We start from the raw sequence: 20,833 nt of genomic DNA on the forward strand, positions 1-20,833 counted from the left end.
TTAAAATACAATTGTTTACATTTGTATATATTATTAATAATTGACAATTGTGAATTCAGAAGCTTTTATAACTCGTTTAAAAATAATTTTAGAATACTATAATTTAACATCATCAACTTTTGCTGATACTATTGAGGTACAAAGATCAAGTATGTCACATTTAATGTCAGGAAGAAATAAACCTAGTCTCGACTTTGTTTTAAAAATCGTAGATAAGTTTCCAGATGTAGATTTATATTGGCTTTTGAATGGAGAAGGAAATTTCCCTAAAAAAAATGTTAACATTACTATTGAGCAAAAAAAAGAAGTCTTAGAAAAAACTAAAAACACGACTCCTTCTCTATTTACTCATAGCGAACCAACTAAAGAGATTCCAAATACTCAATTCTCAGAGAGTGCCAAAAAATTAATAAAAGTTGTCTTATTATATGATGACGGAACATTTGAAGAGTTTAAGCAATAATTTTATGTAAAAACCTATTCTTTTATATTTACATATACTGAATAAGTATATAATAATTTTAAAATACTCAATTCTCAGAGAGTCAAAAAATTCAATAAAAACTTTATTTTAATAATAGTACTCTTACTTTGCGTACTGATTTATAATTTATTTACATCAATCAAACTCTTGATTCAAAATATCAGTATTTTTGTATTATTTACTTAACTCTATTTTATTTTTACCTTTTTAATGAATAAATATATTTTAAATAATGATGTTCAATCATTTATAAATAATAATTTAAAATCAAATATTGATAAATTACTTTTCAAAGGCAGTCCTTTTAAACAGGTTACTATTCAAGAATTAGCCAATCAAATTATAGCTAAACAAAAGTCAGAAAAAAAATTACCAACTTGGTTTAATACTAGTACAATATATTACCCTGCTAAATTAAGTATAGAACAAACATCATCTGAAATAACCGCTGAATATAAAAACTCTATAGTTAAAGGTAAGACTATAATTGACATAACAGGAGGTTTTGGTGTTGATACCTATTATTTTTCTAAAATATTTGAAAATGTAATTCATTGTGAAATTAATGAAGAATTATCAAAAATTGTTAACTATAACTATCTCCAACTTGGAGTAGAAAATGTGCATACAATTCCTAAAAATGGTATTGAGTATTTAAAAGAAACATCAGAAAAAATTGATTGTATTTATATTGATCCTTCACGAAGAAATGATGCAAAAGGAAAAGTGTTTTTATTAAAAGATTGTCTACCTAATGTTCCAGATAACCTTGATTTTTTATTCTCTAAATCTGATATAATCCTTATTAAAAACTCTCCTATATTAGATATTTCTGCTACAATTAATGAACTAAAATATGTTAAAGAAATCCATATTATCGGAGTAAAAAACGAAGTAAAAGAACTTCTCTTTTTATTAGAAAAAAACTACAACAAAAATATAGAAATAAAAACACATAACTTTCTGATAAACAAAAACAAACAAGAATTTAACTTTAGCTTTAATTCAATTAGTGAAATTACCTTTAATTTACCTTTAAACTTTCTATATGAGCCTAATTCAACTATCTTAAAATCTGGAGGATTTAATCAAATTTCAAGTTATTATAAATTAGATAAATTACATCAACATTCTCACCTTTATACTTCTGAATTTTTAAAAGAAAATTTTCCAGGAAGAACATTCTTAATTGAGAAGTTTTTTAAATACAATAAAAAAAGAATTCGAAAAGAAATTTTAGACGAACAAGCAAATATTACTATTCGAAATTTCCCAAAAACAGTAGCTCAATTACGAAAAGAAACTAAGCTAAAAGACGGAGGTAATATTTATTTATTTTTCACTACAAATTTTAACAATGAACCTATTGTTATTAAATGCAAAAAAATAAAATAATAATAACTTTTCCACGTTCTTATAATGATAAGTGTCTATATCGGACGTGTTTTTTTATTAGGGGAAAATAAAACATGTCAGAAAGCCTTGATTTTTTAATCAAGGCTTTTCTTTTATATAATTATTTCCTTATTAGTATCTAATTCTATTGGGTGTTTATCTTTTTGAAAAAATCGAGCAGTTAAACTTCCTTTTAAAGTAATCTCTTTTCCTTTTACCTCTAACCAACTACCTTCTCGTAATCCTAAAACACTAGTAGCATTAAACACATGATATTCTTTTATTCGTGTTTCTCTTGTTTCTCCCATATGCTTTGAGTTTGGATTTGGATCAAGATAATGTGCATTAATATTAAAAGGAATTAAGCCTAAAGTTTTAAAACTTGGTGGATATACAATAGGCATATCATTAGTATTCATCATTGTTTCTCCGCAAATATTACTTCCAGCACTTGTTCCTAAATACGGAGTTCCTTTATCTAAAACTTCTTTCAAAGTTTCTAACACATCGTTATTATATAATTGATTTACTAATTCAAACGTATTTCCTCCTCCTGTAAAAATTCCAGTGGCATTAAGTATTGCTTGCTTCGGATTTTTAAATTCATGAATTCCTTTTACATCCCTACCTATTTTTTTAAAAGCTTTTCTAGCAATTTCAGTATAGTCATCATAACTTATTCCTCCAGGCCTAGCATATGGAATAAATAAAATAGTAGTTGCTTTTTCAAAATGAATTGAAAGTGCTGGTAATATATACTCTAAATACCCACTTCCATGAACTGTTGATGTACTTGCTACAATTAGTTTTTTCATAAAAAATATTTTTATAACTTTGGTAAAACTAATTATTTAAAAAAAATATACAATGAAAAAGTTACTTTTCTTGTTTTCTTTAATTCTTACTCTTGTTTCTTGCTCAAAAAATGATTCAAACATCCCAACAGTTACTAATAATGATGTTGTAGGCACATGGAATCTAACTGATTTTAAAATTGAAGGAACTACTAAAGGAACATACAAAGGGCAAAATTTTAGTGGTAATGTAAAATCACATGGTGAAAACTATAACTTTGCTTTTACTTTTAATCAAAATAATTCCCTTTCTTTAAAAGGTCTTTTTACTATAGTAACAACATCAACAATTTTAGGAGTTTCACAAACTAATAAAAGTGATGCAAAAGTTATTGATGGTTTTGATAATAATGCTAAATGGAATATTGAAAATAATATTCTAAAACTAACTACTAGCGGTGGGGAATCTTTTGAAATTCCAATTGATGATTTTCAAAAAGATAAAATAGTTTTAAAATATGTTGTTAATGAGAAAAAAACAATAAATGGTATTGATTTACAAATAAATGGTATACAGTACATAGTTTTAGAAAAATAGTATAAAATAGAATGCACTGTTAAATATAAACGCCTTACTATTATCTAGTAAGGCGTTTATATTTAACAAAAATTTACAAAGACATTAAAACATTTTTAAGAAGGGGACTTTGTTTCTTTGTTTAGTACAAACAAAAATTATATGCAAAAACAATTACTCTTCTTAATTATAACTACCACTACTCTTTGTTTTTCTCAAAAAAAGAAAACTGTCTTAAAAGGAATTTTAAAAGACAAACTTGGAGTAATAAAAAATGCTAACATTTTAAATTTAAATACAAAAGAAGGTACATTCTCTAATGATTCCGGGAATTTCTCTATTACCATTTCAGTAGATGATGTACTACAAATTTCTACTATTCAACACCATACCAAAAAAATAACTATTTCAAAAAATATTTTTCAACAAAAAAACATAACAATAAAAATGCATACTAAAAGTCATGTTTTAAATGAAGTAGAAATAAAAAGACATAATTTATCTGGTAATTTATTAATTGACATAAAAAAAACTCCAAAGGATACTATATCTGAGCTTGTTAATAAAATGATGGATGGTATTAAAAGTATGAAATTAGATGAAATAATGAACATGCCTACTGGTAGTGATGAAATTCATTTGTCAAAATCAGCAGCACCAGGAATTCCAAATGTATTTACTGACGGTATAAAACTTTACAGTGGCAGCATTGGTGGTGGTTACGAAAAAAAAAGAAGAGAAGAAAGAAAAAGACTAGAACAAAAAGAACAATTTCCTGACAAACTACTTCGTGACTTTGGAAAACATTTTTTTTACAGTGAATTAAAAATACCTAAAGAAAAATATTATCATTTTATAGAGTACTGTAGTCATACTAATGTTGAAGTTCTTTTTCATAATAAGAAGTTATTTGAAGTTATTGAATTATTAAAAAAAGAAAGTATGAGTTATCTTCAAATAATTAATAAAAAATAGAAATGCATAAAATATTTTTATCCTTATTAGTTATTATTTCTTTAAACATCCATTCACAAAATGAACGAAAGTATATGTATGGTAAAATTTATAATAAACTAGGAAACCTAGCTAACGTTCATGTTATAAACTTAAACACTAAACATGGTACTTACACTAATAATAGTGGGAACTTTAAAATTCCTGTTAATTTAAACGATAGTTTAAGATTCTCTTTTGTAGGGTATGAAACTAAACTTTTAAAAGTAACTGAAAAGCACCTTGGAATTCAAAATAATAACTTCGTTTTAAAAAAAATTACTTACACCTTAGATGAAGTTAATTTAAAAAAAAATAATCTCTTAGGTTTCTTGTCGGCTGATTCAAAATTAATAAAAAAAGAAAAAGTAATAAATGCTGAAACTTTAAAGCTTCCATTTGCAGGATCAAGAATCCTTACACCTGCTGAAAGAAGGTTACAAACTGCTCAAGGAGGTAGTACGCCATATATGTTAGGTTTATTAGGTGGTTCTGTATCTTTAGATTTAATAATAAACAGTATTTCTGGAAGAATAAAAAAGTTAAAAAAACTAAAAGTAATTGAAGAAAGAGAGAAAAAGATTAGTTTTATTAAAGATATTCATGAAAGGTACATTATTAATGATTTAGGAATTGAAAAAGATAATTTGTATCGCTTTATTTATTTTTGTGAAAATGATTCTAAATTTAATCGTATCTTAAACCAAGGCGAAATATCAATGATTATTTTTTTAAAACAAAAGTCTAAAGAATTTAAAAACCTATAGTATGAAAAACATCTCCCTTCTTATTCTTTTATTAATTTCCATAAATCTATGTTCTCAAAATGAACGTAGATATATTCATGGTAAAATTTTAGACAAAATAGGAATATTACCTAATGTTCATATTATAAATTTAAATACGAAACACGGTACATACACGAATAGTAATGGTGATTTCAAAATCCCTGCAAAAGTTAATGACAGTTTACGTTTTTCATATGTTGGTTATGAAACCAAAGTAATAAATGTTTTAGATAAATATTTTGGAATGCATGATAATACTTTTTTCATAAAAAAAATAGCTTACACTTTAAATGAAGTGGAAATTAAAAAACACAATTTACAAGGAAGTATAACTTCAGATATTAGAAAAACACCTGAAGATAAAAGAGAAGAAGCATTAAGAAAAACGATGGATTTTTCAAAAGTAGATATGAGTGTTGTTGAGCCTAATGACCATATTGATGAAAGGGTTCGTCCACACATTGTAAATACTGATCCTACTGCCAATTTTGCAGGTGTGGGTGCTACTGCAATTATTCCGTTCGGATATTCTAAACGTTTATGGGCACTTAGAAAAGAACTAGCTTTAAAAAAAGGTATGCCAGCTAAATTATTAGCTGAATTAGGAGAAAAATACTTTTTTGAGGAATTACAGATACCGCCCGAAAGATATTATCACTTTTTAGAATATTGTAACCCTTTAGGAATAGAACAATTACATAAAGAAGGAGAAACGTTAAAAATTATTAAAATTCTAACAACTGAACATATTAAGTATTTAGAAATAATAAAAAAGCAGTAATTTGGCTTAATAATTGACAGTAATTTTAATATGAAAAAAAAACTTTTTATAACAGTAGTCACTTTTAGTTTATTCTCATTTGCTACTCTTCATAAATATTACCTTGCTTTAACTGAAATCGAATACAAAGAAAATTCTCAATCTGTACAGATGATTATGAATGTGTTTATAGATGATATTGAAGATGCTATAAACAAAGACTACAATACTGACTTGCAACTATCTACAAAAAAAGAAGATAAAAACACCGATAGTTTCATTAAAAAATATCTAAATAAACATTTTAAAGTTTCAATAAATAATAACGTAAAAACCTACAATTTTATAGGTAAAGAATACGATGGAGATATTGTATATTTTTACCTTGAAATTGAAAAAATTTCATCTATCACATCTATTGAAATTAAAAATGATGTTTTAATAGAGCATTTTCCTGAACAGAAAAATTTAGTAAAAGCCACTATTAAAAAAGAACGTAAAAGTTTATTTCTTGATAAAAAAAATGATAAAGGTTTGTTAAATTTTTAACAAACTTTAACCATACCTCTTCCTTATTTATTACTTTTAGAACCTACTTAAACAACTAATTAGATAATGAAGAAAAATATTGTATTAATTTTTTCTGTTTTTTTTGTGGTTTCTTCCGTTTTTTCTCAAAGCAAGAGAGAAACACAAAAAGGGCATACAAATCAAAATAAATTTAAACAACTTAAAGATGAATTAGCAACACCAGATAGGCGGCATACTGCTTCTGGAGCTCCTGGTAAAAAATATACACAACAGAAAGTTGACTATTCAATGGATATTGTTTTGGATGACGATAAACAAAGAATTACAGGTAACGAAACTATTACGTATCATAATAATTCAGAAGATGAATTAACCTATTTATGGTTACAATTAGATCAAAATATGCGTGCATCTGATTCTAAAACACCAGATATTCAACCTACTAGTGCGCCTAAAAGAGGGGTTCCAAAAAGAGTATATGACAGGTATTTCCCTGAAAAACCATTTGATGGTGGTTTTAAAATTACTAGTGTAACTAATACTAATGGGAGTAATTTATCGCATACTATTAATCAAACTATGATGCGAATAAACTTACCTAAGCCTTTAGCTTCAGGAGAAACTTTTTCTTTTAAAATTTCATGGTGGTATAACATAAATAATCATAGAACTCAAGGTGGTAGATCTGGATTTGAACATTTCCCTGCTGATGGAAATAACAATTATGTAATTGCTCAGTTCTATCCAAGGTTATGTGTTTATGACAACGTTGAGGGATGGCAAAATGATCAATTTTGGGGAAGAAGTGAATTTGCTTTAGAATTTGGTGATTTTAATGTAAATATTACAACTCCTGCTGATCATATGCTAGGAGCAACTGGAGTTTTAATGAATGAAAGTGAAGTTTTAACTAAAAAGCAACAAAAAAAATTAGCTTTAGCTAAAAAGACTTTTGATAAGCCGGTATTAATAGTTTCTCAAAAAGAAGCTGAAGAAATTGAAAAAGGAAAATCGAAAAAAACTAAAACATGGAAATTTGTTGCTAAAAATGTACGTGACTATGCTTTTGCTTCTTCAAGGAAATTTATTTGGGACGGTATGGCTGTAGATATTAACGGTAAAACTGTAATGGCATATTCATATTATTCAAAAGAAGCTAACCCTTTATATGGAGATCATTCAACAAGAGCTGTAGCACAAACACTTAAAACGTATTCTAGATATACATTTGATTACCCATATCATAAAGCAATTTCTGTAGATGGTCAAATGGGAATGGAATATCCTCAAATTTGTTTTAATCCTGGTAGACCAAACCCTGATGGAACCTATTCTGATAGAGTAAAGTATAGAATGATTAAAGTAACTATCCATGAAGTTGGACATAACTTTTTTCCTATGATTGTAAACTCTGACGAACGTCAATGGACATGGATGGATGAAGGTTTAAATTCTTACATGGAAATGTTAGCTGAATTAGACTATGACCCTAATTTTCCTATAACAAGAGGATATCCTAAAAATATTGTAAAATATATGGGTGGAGATCAATCTAGTATTGCACCTATTATGACTAAAGGAGATAATGTATATCAATTTGGTAATAACGCATATGGAAAACCAGCAACTGCTTTATGGATTTTAAGAGAAACTATTATGGGTAAAGAATTATTTGACCATGCTTTTAAAACTTATGCAAAACGTTGGAAATTTAAACACCCTACCCCTGCTGATTTCTTTAGGTCTATGGAAGATGCATCAGCTATGGATTTAGATTGGTTTTGGAGAGGTTGGTTTTATACAACTGATGTTACTGATATTGGTGTTAAAGATGTTAAAAAATATTACACAACTGAAGGTCCTAATAATTCTGTAAATTTTGTTCAAGACAAAACAGAAGGTTTAAGCTTTGATTCAAAGAAAAACCCTAAATCAAAATATCATTATGAAATTACTTATAATAAGCCAGGTGGTTTAGTTATGCCTATAATTGCTGAGTTTACTTATAAAGACGGAACTAAAGAAAGAAAAACGTATCCTGCTCAAATTTGGAGACTTAATGACAATCAAGTAACTAAAATATTTTCTTCAGATAAAGAAATTACTAATATTACAATTGATCCAGATTTAGAAACAGCAGATGTAGATACTTCTAATAATAGTTGGCCTAAGAAAACTACTAATAAGTTTGATAAATTTAAAAAGAAAATTAAAAGTTAAAAACTTAACATAGTAAAATAAAAAAGCGGTATAAAATATTTTATATCGCTTTTTTCATATCTGTTTTTTAACCAAATAGATAAAAATTTGTTAAAGTTTTAACATATACTCTTTTTGACTAAGATTAATTCACTAATTTTCCAATTATTTAAAAACCAATAAGCACAAAATGAGAAAATATACTACACTATTATTTTCAGCTCTTTTTGTATCAGCATCTTTATTTGCACAAGAAACAACTAAGAAAGAGCCCCAAAAAGGTCATATAGACCAAAATAAATTTCGTCAATTAAAAGATGTTTTAGCGACACCAAATGATCAACGTACAGCTTCTGGGGCTCCTGGACATGCATATACTCAGCAAAAAGTAGATTATGTTATGGATCTGCGTTTAGATGAAACTTCAAATAAATTATATGGAGATGAATCTATTACTTATCATAATAATTCTAAAGATCATTTAGAATATTTATGGGTGCAATTAGATCAAAACATGCGTGCTCCTGATTCGAAATCTCCTTTAGTTGAATCAAAAGGTGCTAGTGGTTTTCAAACTCCTAAGAAGTTTGTTGAAAATAACATGTCAAAACCTAAAGCTTTTGGTTACAATATCGAAGCTGTTAAAAAAGCAGATGGTAGAGATTTATCATACACTATAAATAGAACAATGATGCGAATAAATTTACCAAAGCCTTTAGCTCCTGGTAATACATTCTCTTTCAAAATTAAGTGGAATTACACAATAAACAATGTAGTAACTGATGGTGGACGTTCTGGAGTTGAAGAATTCGCTGATGGTAATAAAGCTTTTATAATTGCTCAGTTTTTTCCTAGATTATGCGTTTATAATAACGTAGAAGGATGGCAAAACATGCAATTCTGGGGACGTAGTGAATTTGCGCTAGAGTTTGGAGATTATGATGTAAAACTTACTGTACCTGCAGATCATATTGTTGAAGCTACTGGAGAATTACAAAATGAAAAAGATGTTTTAACTAGAGAGCAACGTAAACGTTGGGAAAAAGCTAGAAAATCATATAAAAACCCTGTTCTTATCGTTACTCAAGAAGAAGCTGAAGTAAACGAAAAGAAAAGATCTACAAAAACAAAAACATGGCATTTTAAAGCTAAAAATGTACGTGATTACGCTTTTGCTTCTTCAAGAAAGTATATTTGGGACGCTATGGCTGTTAACATTAATGGTAAGAATGTTATGGCAGTTTCTTTATATCCAAAAGAAGGAAACCCTTTATGGGAAGAGCATTCAACAAGAACTGTTGCTAATACTTTAGAAGAGTATTCTAAATTAACCTTTGACTACCCATATCCTAAAGCAATTTCTGTTAATGCCAATGATGGTATGGGAATGGAATACCCTATGATTTGTTTCAATTTTGGACGCCCAAATCCTGACGGAACATATTCAGATCGTTTGAAAAAAGGAATGATTGGAGTAATTATTCACGAAGTAGGACATAACTTCTTTCCTATGATTGTAAATTCTGACGAAAGACAATGGACTTGGATGGATGAAGGTTTAAATTCATTTGTTCAAATACTAGCTGAATTTGATTACGATGCTAAATTATTCGCTCAAAATCCTACTAAAAATATTACGCGTTACATGAGTTTTGATCAAAAGCGTTTATCTCCTATTATGTCTCAAGGAGATTATGTATATAACTTTGGACCAAATGCATATACTAAACCAGCTGCTGGATTATACATGCTTCGTCAAACTATAATGGGTCCTGAATTATTTGATTACGCATTTAGAACTTATTCTAAACGTTGGATGTTTAAACACCCAACACCAGCTGATTTCTTTAGAACTATGGAAGATGCTTCAGGTATGGATTTAGATTGGTTTTGGAGAGGTTGGTTTTATACAACTGACTTTACTGACATAGGTATTAAAGAGGTTAAACCTTTATTTTTAACTGATAAACCTAATGAAAGAACTAAAAAATTACAAGAGCAATATCCTACATATTTTGCTCGTTTAGGAAAATTAGTTTTCTTAACTACTAAAAAAGAAGAAGCTAACTCAAAAGAGGTAGAAGCGCATATTAATGGGTTACCAGCTGCCGAAAAGGCTAAACTTAAAGAAATGCCTAAATATATGTATCAAGTTGAATTTGAAAAGCCAGGTGGTTTAATGATGCCTATCATTGTTGAGTTAACTTATGCTGATGGTACTAAAAAGCGTGAAACTTTCCCTGCTCAAATTTGGAGAATGAATGAAAATAAAGTGTATCGTGTATTCTCTTCTAGCCAAGAGATTAAAAGCATTGTAGTAGATCCTGATTTTGAAACAGCTGATATTGATACATCAAATAATAGTTGGCCTAAGAAAACAACTAATAAGTTTGATAAATTCAAAAATAAAGTTAAGCAATAACTTTCTTTTTATATTGTTAAAAAAACGTGGCGAATGCCACGTTTTTTGTTTGCATACATACTACAAAAAATAGTACTTTCGAGTTTTAAATAGGATAGAATGAAAGTTTGTATTGCAGAAAAACCAAGTGTTGCTCGTGAAATAGCTAATATTTTAGGAGCCAATACAAAACATGATGGATATTTTGAAGGTAATGGATATGCTGTAACCTATACTTTTGGGCATTTATGTACACTTTTAGAGCCTAAAGATTATAAACCCTATTGGAAAAGTTGGGATTTAAACAATTTACCTATGCTTCCAGAAAAATTTGGCACAAAAGTTACAGGAGACTCTGGAATACAAAAACAATTTCGAATAGTAAAATCATTATTTGATAAAGCTGATGTTATTATAAATTGCGGGGATGCTGGTCAAGAAGGAGAACTTATTCAGCGTTGGGTTATTAATCAAGCTGATTATAAAGGTGAAATACAACGGTTGTGGATTTCATCATTAACAGAGGAAGCCATAAAAGAAGGGTTTGAAAATTTAAAACCATCAGAAGGATACGACAACTTATATTATGCTGGATATTCTAGAGCCATTGGAGATTGGCTTTTAGGTTTAAACGCTACGCGTTTGTATACTGTTAAGTTTGGTGGTTATAAACAAGTTTTATCTATCGGTAGAGTGCAAACTCCTACCCTAGCTATGTTAGTTAATCGTTATAAAGAAATTTTAAATTTTAAACCAGTACCTTATTGGGAATTACAAACTTTATATAGAAATACATTATTTAGTTGTGAAGAAGGTCGTTTTTTAAAAAAGGAAGAAGGACAAACTTTTGCTAATAAAGTAAAAGAAAGTGATTTTGAAATTGTATCTGTAACCAAAAAGAAAGGTAAAGAATATGCTCCTAAACTATTCGATTTAACAGGATTACAAGTATATTGTAATAATAAGTTTGGTTTTTCTGCAGATGAAACCCTGAAAATAGTTCAAAAACTCTACGAAATGAAAGTAGTTACTTATCCTAGAGTAGATACTACGTTTTTACCTAATGATGTTTACCCCAAAGTGCCTTCTATACTTCAACGACTTACAAATTATAGTACGTTAACAAAACCTTTATCAGGAAAAAAAATAAGAAAATCTACTAAAGTATTTAACGATAAAAAAGTAACTGATCACCATGCTATTATTCCTACAGGAATTCAAGTTAACTTACAATACAATCAGCAACAAGTATATGATATTATAACTAAACGTTTTATTGCTGTTTTTTACCCTGATAGTGATATTTCAAACACCGCTGTTATTGGTAAAGCAGGAGATGTTTCTTTTAAAACTACTGGAAAAGAAATATTAACCAAAGGATGGCGCGTAGTATTTGAATATGGTAAAGAAGTTAAAAAAAGTGATGATTCAGGTATGCTTCCTACATTTACTAAAGGAGAAAAAGGTCCTCATGAACCTTCTTTTTTAGAAAAAGAAACAAAACCTCCACGTAATTATACTGAAGCTAGCTTATTACGTGCTATGGAGACTGCTGGAAAGCAAGTTGATGATGACGAAATGCGTGAGTTAATGAAAGAAAACGGTATTGGTCGTCCATCAACACGTGCAAGTATCATTGAAACGTTATTTAGAAGAAAATATATTGAGCGTCAGAAAAAATTAGTAGTTCCAACTCAAACAGGAATTGATTTAATTGATTTAATTGACAATGAATTATTAAAATCTGCTGAATTAACTGGGCTTTGGGAAAAACGTTTAAAAGAAATTGAACGAGGTGAATACCATGCTTCTACTTTTATTAAACAGATGAAAAAAATGGTAGATGACCTTGTTTACGAAGTGAGATCAAGTACCAAAACTAAAAGAATTTCATATGAAACCCAACAAGTTGAAACGACTTCTAAAAAAGTAAGTTCAAAAAAGAAAACAGTTGTAGGAAAAGAATGTCCAAAATGTAATAAAGGTCAACTCTTAAAAGGAAAATCTGCTTATGGTTGTTCAGCATTCAAAACTGGTTGTAAATTTACATTACCTTTTGAGTATATGAAAAAGAAAATATCTGAAAATCAATTTATTCGATTGTTAGATAAAGGTTGTACAACCAACTTAAAAGGATGGCAGTCTGAAAATGGTAAAATTGAAGGATTAATACGTTTTGATGAAAATTTTTCTCTTAAATTAGAAGTTAAACAATCTTCAAGTTCCTCAGCTACTAAAATTTCTGAGCCAACAAATACTTTAGCATGCCCTAAATGTAAAAAAGGACAACTTTTAAAAGGAAAAACTGCCTACGGATGTTCTGAATATAAAAATGGATGTGATTTTGTTTTTACTTTTGAGAACATTAAGAAAGAGGCTAAAGGTCAAAAACTAACTAAAGAATTAGTATTTAATATAATTTCAAAAAAATAGCTCTACAAAATTATTGTAGAGCATATTTTAATTTAAGGTTTAAAAACCTTCTCCGGGGGGAGGGGGACTTTGCGCTTGCGCCTTTTGTGGTGTTAACAACAAATAGATTCCTATAGCAGTTAAGGCCGAATACTTTCCATAATTCCCTATTTTTTTTAAAGCCTCTTTTCTTGTAATCTCTTTATTATTTGCTTTTTTCATTTACTAAAGAATTATAATTAATCTATTATTATTTTTTTAGTTGTAATTTTTGTTTCATCGACTATTTTAACAATATATACACCTTTAGATAAATTAGTTAAGTCTATTTCATTTTCGTCTAAACCTTTATATTCATCTTTTAAAACACCTACTCCTAACGCATTAAAAATAGTTATTGTAAATTGTTCTCCTTGAATGCCTTTAATTATTAATTTATTTGGAATTGTATAAACATATACATCATTTTTTTCTATTTCTGTTGTACTTAATAAAGCTTCTTTAGTATGAATAAAAAAACGTCCTACTCCATTTACATTTTCTTCAAATACAACTTTATACTTTGTTTGTGTATCTTCAATTTTTGTATATTTATTTAACTTTTTATCTTCTATATACACTTCTATTCCTTTAGGTAAATTAGTGTACTTTAAAGTAATACTTACCTCTTCCCCTGCTTTCGATTTAATTCCTAAAGGAATTACCATACTTTCATACCCTGAATCAGGTAATGATTGAATTGTAAAGTCATTTCCTTTTGACTCTTCCAATAAATGAGTAAATACATCAAAACTTGAACTTCCAAAATTACCAATATCATATCCTGGATCTAGTCCTTTTGTTGCTGTCTGATAATATTTAATGTGGGTATTAACAGTAATTCCTTTGCTCTCTGCAAATATCTGAATACTTGGCACTGATGATTTACTTCTTGAAAATATATCAACATCAGTACCTTCATGTTGCCTTTGATTTTCTTTAAAGTTTATCGTGTTAATCCCATTTCCTGTTTTTACAAAAAAGCCTTGCCCTAATGTTAACGAAGTTGACGAACTAACCAATGACTTTGCAACATATTTATTCTGCGAATTATCCCATACATAAACTCCAATATTTTCTGGATGAAATTTGCTTATATTCTTTTGAATAAAGTTTTCATTTGAATTATTATTAATTGGTAAAAATGCTGTATAAGGGTTTCCTATGGCATTCCATTTGATTTCATTTACTGAAATTGAGATATCAGTGGTAGTCAATGTTCCAGTAAATTTGACACTTCCATTAGTAGCTCTTGAAACTATATACCCCTTCCCTTTTTCAAAAGTTAAAGTATTAGTTTGAATATCATCTGCTGTATAATAAGTCCATTTATTTCCATCAGTTTTAGTATCATCATAATAAGCTACTGCATATCTATTTGGAGTAACAGTTGTATTTACACGAATATCATTCTCAGAAGATTCTATAAAATCTTTAATACTTTGACCAGAAACTGGAGCAGTAATTATACTCCATTTATTAGCTAATAATCCACTTCTTTCATAAGTTACATTACCATTTGCTATTCCTCTTACAATTAGAGTTCCACTTGTATTAGCTGAAGAACCAATACTAATCGTTCCTGTATTATTTAAATTACCATTTATAATGGTAATACCATTATTTTCTATAGTAAATGATGATAATTCTTGAATTTCTAAATCATTAATTTCTGCTGTAACTCCTGACTCAATAATTGGAGATGTTACCAATACTGGAATAATTACGTTTTGTGTTGTTAAAGCAACTGCGTTTAAAGTCCAGTTTCCATTATCTGTCCAATCTGTACCATTAATTCCTGTCCAAATTGAATTATTACAATCTTCTGTAAAATTAGCTTTTACATCTTTCTCCCAAGTTGATAAATAAGATGCAGATGCATAATCAACTTCAATACACGTTAGATAATCATTAAACTTAGCATTAAAATTAGTCATTAAATTATTGTTCCCGTTTCTAACATCGAGTGATACTAACAATGTTTGTGTAAGAGAAAGCTCCTCTAATTCCGGACAATTGGTTACATCTAAAGTTGTATATTGGTTTTTACTAGCTCTAAGTATCTTAAGTTTTGGATTGTCTAAAATTAAGCTGTTAATTTTGTTAGATCTTAATTCAACTTCCTCTAAACTTGGAATAACTGATAAATCTATTTCTGTTAAGTCATTCTCAGCAACATCTAAGATTCTTAGATTTGAATTACTCGATAAATCTAACGTAGTTAAATCATTATATTCTAAGTTTAATATTTCTAAAGCAGCAAAAGCCTCAATACCAGTTAAGTTAGTAATATCTAAACGATTTAAATCTAAGTTTATAACAGTTTTAATCTTCTCAGTATACACTGCATTATCATTAGTGATTCCGTTTCCTAAACTTGTAGCATCTCCTAGAGTAACTACATTTCCATCAGCATCATGAGTTTCTAAATAATTTTCGAAATTAGTATCAGCAATATATGTTACATCACAGTATAATGCGAAACTTGCTGTTGCATCTTTTACCCAAATATCAGGAAATAACTGAACTACTTTATCGGCTTTAATACATGTTAAACCAGAATTTCCTTGTCCATCAAACCAAGTGAAATTATCATTATTTCCGTTAGCTACGTTTAATGAAGTTAATTGATTATTAGCTATACGTAATTGTACAATACTTGGATACATTGAAATATCTAATTCTGTAAAATTATTATCATTAAGATTTAATATTCTCATTAATGGATTGTTAGAAATATCTATAGATTTAATACCAGTATCAGAAACACTAAGTGTATTTAAATTACTCAACATGGAAATATCAACATTACCTAAGTTAAAATTTCCATCTAAATATATTTTTTCCAGAATTAAGTTATTATTTAAATCTAAGCTTGCTAGGTTATTGTTCGCTAATGTAACGTTGGTTAGCTTTGTGTTTTTACTTAAATCAATACTCGTTAAATTAACATTATTACGACATCCTAAAAACCACATATTTTTAAAATCTTCGATACCTGTCATATCTTCTACTAATCCATTATGTAAATTAAACCCTTCAGAAATTTCAACTAAAGCTGTATATACATAATCGTCTATAACTCCATTTCCATAACCGTTATTTTCTAAGAACGTTTCAAATGCATCATCTGGAACATAAGTCATTCTACAATACTCAGCATAGTTTGTTGTGTTATCTTTAAACCAAGAAACTAATTCTGAAGCAGTTGAATCATCAACTTCAACACAAGTTAAGCTTGCGTTACCAGTAATATCAACACTCGCAATACTAGTATTATTTCCATTTCTTAAGTTTAATAGTGTTAATTGGTTATTAGAAGCATTGAACGAATCTAATCTTGTAAGGTTAGCTAAGTTTAACTCAGTAATCGCATTATTATGTACTTTTAAAGTAAACATGTTTGCGTTATTACTTAAGTCTAGTTCAGTTATTGCTGTATCATTACAAACCAAATTACTAATATTAGTATTGTTACTTAAATTAAGCTCAGAAACATTGGTGTTGTTAATTAGTAAGTTTAATAATGCTGGCTGATTTGAAACATCAATACTATTCAATGGATTATCGAATATTTCAACAGTTTCAATTAATGCATTGTTTTGAATGTTTATGGTTGATATAGAATTTCCAGAACAACTTAATGTAACCAATTTTAAGTTTTGACTGAGAGCAAGAGTTGAAATATTATTATTATTAATAAGTAAAGTTATTATCTCTGTATTATTAGTAATATCTAGAGTTGAAATATTGTTATTATCTAAATCAACATACTCAACATTACTATTGGTTGAAATATCAATATTATTAATGTCATTATCGTTTAGATCTAACTGAAATAGATTAGTTAATCCTGATACATTAATACTTGTTAATCCCATGTTTGCACAATACACTTGGGTTAAATTCACATTCGCCGTTAGGTCTAAATCTCCGTTTACAGAGTTTCCGTAAGCTCTAAATCGTTCCAATCCTTTGAATTCCTGTAAACCTGTAAAATCAGATATATTCTCATTATCGATAAATAGAATTTGTAAATTCTCAATCTTTTCTGTAGGAACATAATTATCTAATACTCCATTTCCTAAACTATTATCATTTCCTAAGGTAGTTCCTCCTGTATTTTCTTTATGAGTTTCTAGATAGTTTTCAAAATTAGCGTCAGGAATGTATGTTAATCTACAATATTTTGAATAGTTTGCTGTCCCATCTTTTACCCAATGAGATTGTGATAAGTAATCTGCCGTTGGATCATCCACTTCAATACAGGTTAAATTCGGGCAACCATATACTCTAAATTCAGTAAAACTACTATTGTTCCCGTTTCTTACATTTACCCCTTCTAATTCATTAATATTTCTTGCATTAAATTTTACTAAATTCATATTCTTACTAATATCAATAGATGTAATATTGGTTTCATCTAGATTTAACTCCTTCAAATTAGTTAAATGACTTACATCATAAGAAATTAATGGGTTTCCTAATAAATTTAAGGTTTCGAGTAACGTATTATTTTGGGTATTTAATGAGGTAAATTGATTTAAAGAAGCTACAATTCTTGTTAAATTTACATTTTTGCTTAGATCAATATTGCTTAATGTTGTTTCGTGAATTTGTAAATCTTCTAACAACAGATTATTACTTACATCTAATTTTGTTAAATTGTTAGAAGAAATCATAAACTCTTTCAATGAAGTATTTGTAGATAAATCAACACTAGTAAGACTATTTCTAGAGATATCCATTCTTTCTAAAGCGGTTAATCCTGTAATATCAATACTAGTTAACCCCATATCACTAGCATCAATTCTTTTTAGATTTGTGTTACTCGTAAAGTCTAAATTTGTATTTATTACATTACCAAAACACACTACAAACTCTAAAGAAGCAAAAGCCTCAATTCCTGTAAAATCAGTAATTCCTTGAAAATTTAAAAATAGGTTAATTACATTTTCAATATTAGTTGTTTTTACATAATCATCATTTGCAATTCCATTACCCATACTAGTTGGATCTCCAACAGAAACAAAACCTCCGTTAGTATCATGTGTTTCTAAATACACTTCAAAGTTATCATCTGGAATATATGTCCAATTACAATCATCACTAAAACTTACTGTTGCATCTTTCTCCCATCTGGACAAGTAACTGGCTGTAGGATCGTCAACTTGAATACAAAATAAGTTTGGATTTCCAGTAGCATATAACTCAATGCTACTACTATTGTTATCGCTTTTAATATTCAACGATGTTAACTGTGAATTTTTACATTCTACATATTCTAAATCTGGACTAGCACTAAAATCAAGTTCAGTAATAACAGTGTTATTCGCGTATACTTCAATTAACTTCGTAAGACTACTTAAATCTAAAGCTGATAAACCTGTACCATTAACTCCAATATCTTCAAGATTTATATTACTCGAAACATCTAAAGAAGTTAGTGATGGCATATCTTCAAGAAATAAATCAGTTAGGTTATTTAATCCGTTTACATTAATCGTTCCTAATTGATTTTTTCCTGCGCTTATAGTTTCTAATAAAGTATTATTTGAAACATCTAGAATTGATAAAGAGTTTCCTCCTACATATAATCTTTTTAGGTTACTATTATTAGAAATATCTATTGAGTTTAATACAACATTATCTCTAATTCTTAAATCTGATAATAAAGTATTGCCGCTTATATTAATAGTTGTAAAATTATTTCCATCGACATTAAAATAATTTAAGTTTGAGTTCGAACTTATATCGATATTAGATAAATTATTGTTTCTTAATTCTACTCTTTCCAAAACAGATAATCCAGAAATATCGATAGTATTTAATCCCATATCAGAACAAACAATCTCTATTAAGTTTGTATTTGTTGTTAAATCTAAATTTCCTGATGTAATTGTATTGTCGAATGCTCTTAACTCTTCTAAACTTGTAAAATCTTCCAAACCTGCTAAATCCGTAATTCCTTGGTTAGAAATATTTAAATACGTGATATTTTGAATTCTTTCTGTTGCTACTTTATTATCGTTTGCAATTCCGTTCCCCATATTTGTTGGATCACCAACTGAAACAACTCCACCTGTTGCGTTATGCGTTTCTAAATAGGCTTCAAAATTATTATCAGGTACATTTGTTTCTGTACAGAACAATTTATACTCTGTTTGATTATCTTTTCGAGTAAATTGGGTTTCAGCATAAGTTACATCATCAACAGTTACACAAGTTAAATCTGGATTATTACGAATATCAAAATCTCGAGGATCTAAACTTGAGTTGTTTCCATTTTTAATGTTTAAATACGTTAATTGATTATAAGCAATTGATAAATCTACTAAGTTGGTATTTCTTGACACATCTAAACTTGTAATGTTATTACTTTCTGCATATAATTCGACTAACTTTAGGTTATTACTAACATCTAAATTTGTTAAGTTGTTTTCATATACTTGTAATTCCATTAGTTCCACGTTTTTACTAACATCTAAAACTGTAAGTTGTGTATCTACACAATCTAAATCTTCTAGTAATAGATTTTGTGTTACATCTAAACTACCTAAGGGATTAGTATAGCAATACAAGTTCTTTAATGCTACATTGTTGCTAATATCAAGACTACTAAGTTGATTATTACTACAACCTAAGGTTTCTAAAAGTATATTTTGAGAAATATTTATACTTACTATTTGGTTTTGACTACAACTTAATGAAGTTAATAGAGGGTTGCCCGAAAGATTTAAACTTGTTAAATTATTCTTACCTATATTTATAGTATGCAAAGCTAAGTTTTGAGAAAAATCTATACTAGATAAAGAATTTTCAAAACAGTTAAAGTTTTGTAAAGCTGTAAAGTCTTCTAGTCCAGCTGCATTAGCTATAGTTAACCTAGAAATATCTAAAGATGTAACTGCCGAAATATTTGAAGTGTAAACTTTATTATCATTTGCAATTCCGTTACCCATGCTTGTTGCATCTCCAACTGAAACAACACCTCCATTTGCATTATGTGTTTCTAAATAGTTTTCAAAATTATCATCGGGAATATTTGTTTCTTGGGCGAAAAGTAAATTACTTAAAAGTAAAAATAAAATTACTAAGAATTTTAATTTCATAAACTTATAGGGTTATCTGTTTAATGAGCAAAAGTATTTTTAAACTTTCATTGCGAAGAATTTTAGAAGTGGCAAAAAGTGGCAACCTATAAAAAGAACTAAATATCAACTATTTAAAAAAATATTAATCAGTTATATAGATTCAATGTCTATAATATTAATTTGATGAAATTGTTTTATTTTTTCATATCTAATACTTCAAACGTATCAGATTATGTTAAAAAAGAGAAAAATAAAAAATTTACACTCATACTTTTTTATATCATTTCATCTTTATTTATATTTTTTATTTCAGATAATTGTTTACATTTTAACCATTAGTTTAATTTAGCATTACTATTTTAGTAA

13 protein-coding genes are annotated in these 20,833 nt (G+C 28.1%); 10 read left to right on the forward strand and 3 right to left on the reverse strand.

Features of this window, described 5'->3' with window-relative positions:
- The first annotated feature begins 49 nt into the window (after positions 1 to 49).
- Together BLV71_RS14450 and BLV71_RS14455 are read left to right on the forward strand one after the other, a co-directional pair.
- Complete coding sequence (locus BLV71_RS14450) at positions 50 to 463, forward strand: helix-turn-helix transcriptional regulator (protein ID WP_369813923.1); 414 nt, start codon at positions 50 to 52, stop codon at positions 461 to 463.
- Between the two features lie 231 nt (positions 464 to 694).
- The gene (locus BLV71_RS14455; protein WP_093871229.1) at positions 695 to 1,879 is read left to right on the forward strand and encodes a THUMP-like domain-containing protein; all 1,185 of its coding nucleotides are present in this window, start codon (positions 695 to 697) and stop codon (positions 1,877 to 1,879) included.
- A gap of 113 nt (positions 1,880 to 1,992) precedes the next feature.
- Here the strand turns inward: BLV71_RS14455 and pepE are convergent, their stop codons facing one another.
- Positions 1,993 to 2,694, reverse strand: a complete 702-nt coding sequence (pepE, locus tag BLV71_RS14460; protein WP_093871230.1) for a dipeptidase PepE — start codon at positions 2,692 to 2,694, stop codon at positions 1,993 to 1,995.
- Between the two features lie 52 nt (positions 2,695 to 2,746).
- Between pepE and BLV71_RS14465 the strand changes: the two genes are divergently transcribed.
- From BLV71_RS14465 to BLV71_RS14500, 8 genes are all read left to right on the forward strand, one after another.
- Positions 2,747 to 3,271 carry a hypothetical protein gene (locus BLV71_RS14465; RefSeq protein WP_093871231.1) on the forward strand — a complete coding sequence of 175 codons (525 nt, stop codon included), beginning with the start codon at positions 2,747 to 2,749 and terminating at the stop codon, positions 3,269 to 3,271.
- Positions 3,272 to 3,412: 141 nt separating this feature from the next.
- Positions 3,413 to 4,225, forward strand: a complete 813-nt coding sequence (locus BLV71_RS14470) for a peptidase associated/transthyretin-like domain-containing protein (protein WP_093871232.1) — start codon at positions 3,413 to 3,415, stop codon at positions 4,223 to 4,225.
- Between the two features lie 2 nt (positions 4,226 to 4,227).
- Positions 4,228 to 5,010 carry a carboxypeptidase-like regulatory domain-containing protein gene (locus BLV71_RS14475; RefSeq protein WP_093871233.1) on the forward strand — a complete coding sequence of 261 codons (783 nt, stop codon included), beginning with the start codon at positions 4,228 to 4,230 and terminating at the stop codon, positions 5,008 to 5,010.
- Position 5,011: 1 nt separating this feature from the next.
- Positions 5,012 to 5,812 carry a carboxypeptidase-like regulatory domain-containing protein gene (locus BLV71_RS14480; RefSeq protein WP_093871234.1) on the forward strand — a complete coding sequence of 267 codons (801 nt, stop codon included), beginning with the start codon at positions 5,012 to 5,014 and terminating at the stop codon, positions 5,810 to 5,812.
- A gap of 30 nt (positions 5,813 to 5,842) precedes the next feature.
- A complete protein-coding gene (locus BLV71_RS14485; protein ID WP_093871235.1) occupies positions 5,843 to 6,340 on the forward strand; it encodes a DUF6702 family protein in 498 nt (165 codons plus the stop codon).
- Between the two features lie 66 nt (positions 6,341 to 6,406).
- Positions 6,407 to 8,542 (forward strand): M1 family metallopeptidase, encoded by a 2,136-nt coding sequence (locus tag BLV71_RS14490; protein WP_093871236.1) that lies wholly within the window; start codon positions 6,407 to 6,409, stop codon positions 8,540 to 8,542.
- A 169-nt stretch (positions 8,543 to 8,711) separates the two neighbouring features.
- Positions 8,712 to 10,943: a M1 family metallopeptidase gene (locus BLV71_RS14495; protein WP_093871237.1), complete on the forward strand. Its 2,232-nt coding sequence runs from the start codon at positions 8,712 to 8,714 to the stop codon at positions 10,941 to 10,943.
- A gap of 99 nt (positions 10,944 to 11,042) precedes the next feature.
- Positions 11,043 to 13,355, forward strand: coding sequence for a type IA DNA topoisomerase (locus tag BLV71_RS14500; protein WP_093871238.1), 2,313 nt, complete (start codon positions 11,043 to 11,045; stop codon positions 13,353 to 13,355).
- A gap of 39 nt (positions 13,356 to 13,394) precedes the next feature.
- Here BLV71_RS14500 and BLV71_RS18640 read toward each other — a convergent pair whose 3' ends face one another.
- Positions 13,395 to 13,556, reverse strand: a complete 162-nt coding sequence (locus BLV71_RS18640; protein ID WP_176974411.1) for a hypothetical protein — start codon at positions 13,554 to 13,556, stop codon at positions 13,395 to 13,397.
- Positions 13,557 to 13,573: 17 nt separating this feature from the next.
- Positions 13,574 to 20,485: a T9SS type A sorting domain-containing protein gene (locus BLV71_RS14505; protein ID WP_093871239.1), complete on the reverse strand. Its 6,912-nt coding sequence runs from the start codon at positions 20,483 to 20,485 to the stop codon at positions 13,574 to 13,576.
- Between the last annotated feature and the right edge of the window lie 348 nt (positions 20,486 to 20,833).

The sequence above is a fragment of the Tenacibaculum sp. MAR_2010_89 genome (assembly GCF_900105985.1).
GTDB classification, from domain to species: domain Bacteria; phylum Bacteroidota; class Bacteroidia; order Flavobacteriales; family Flavobacteriaceae; genus Polaribacter; species Polaribacter halocynthiae.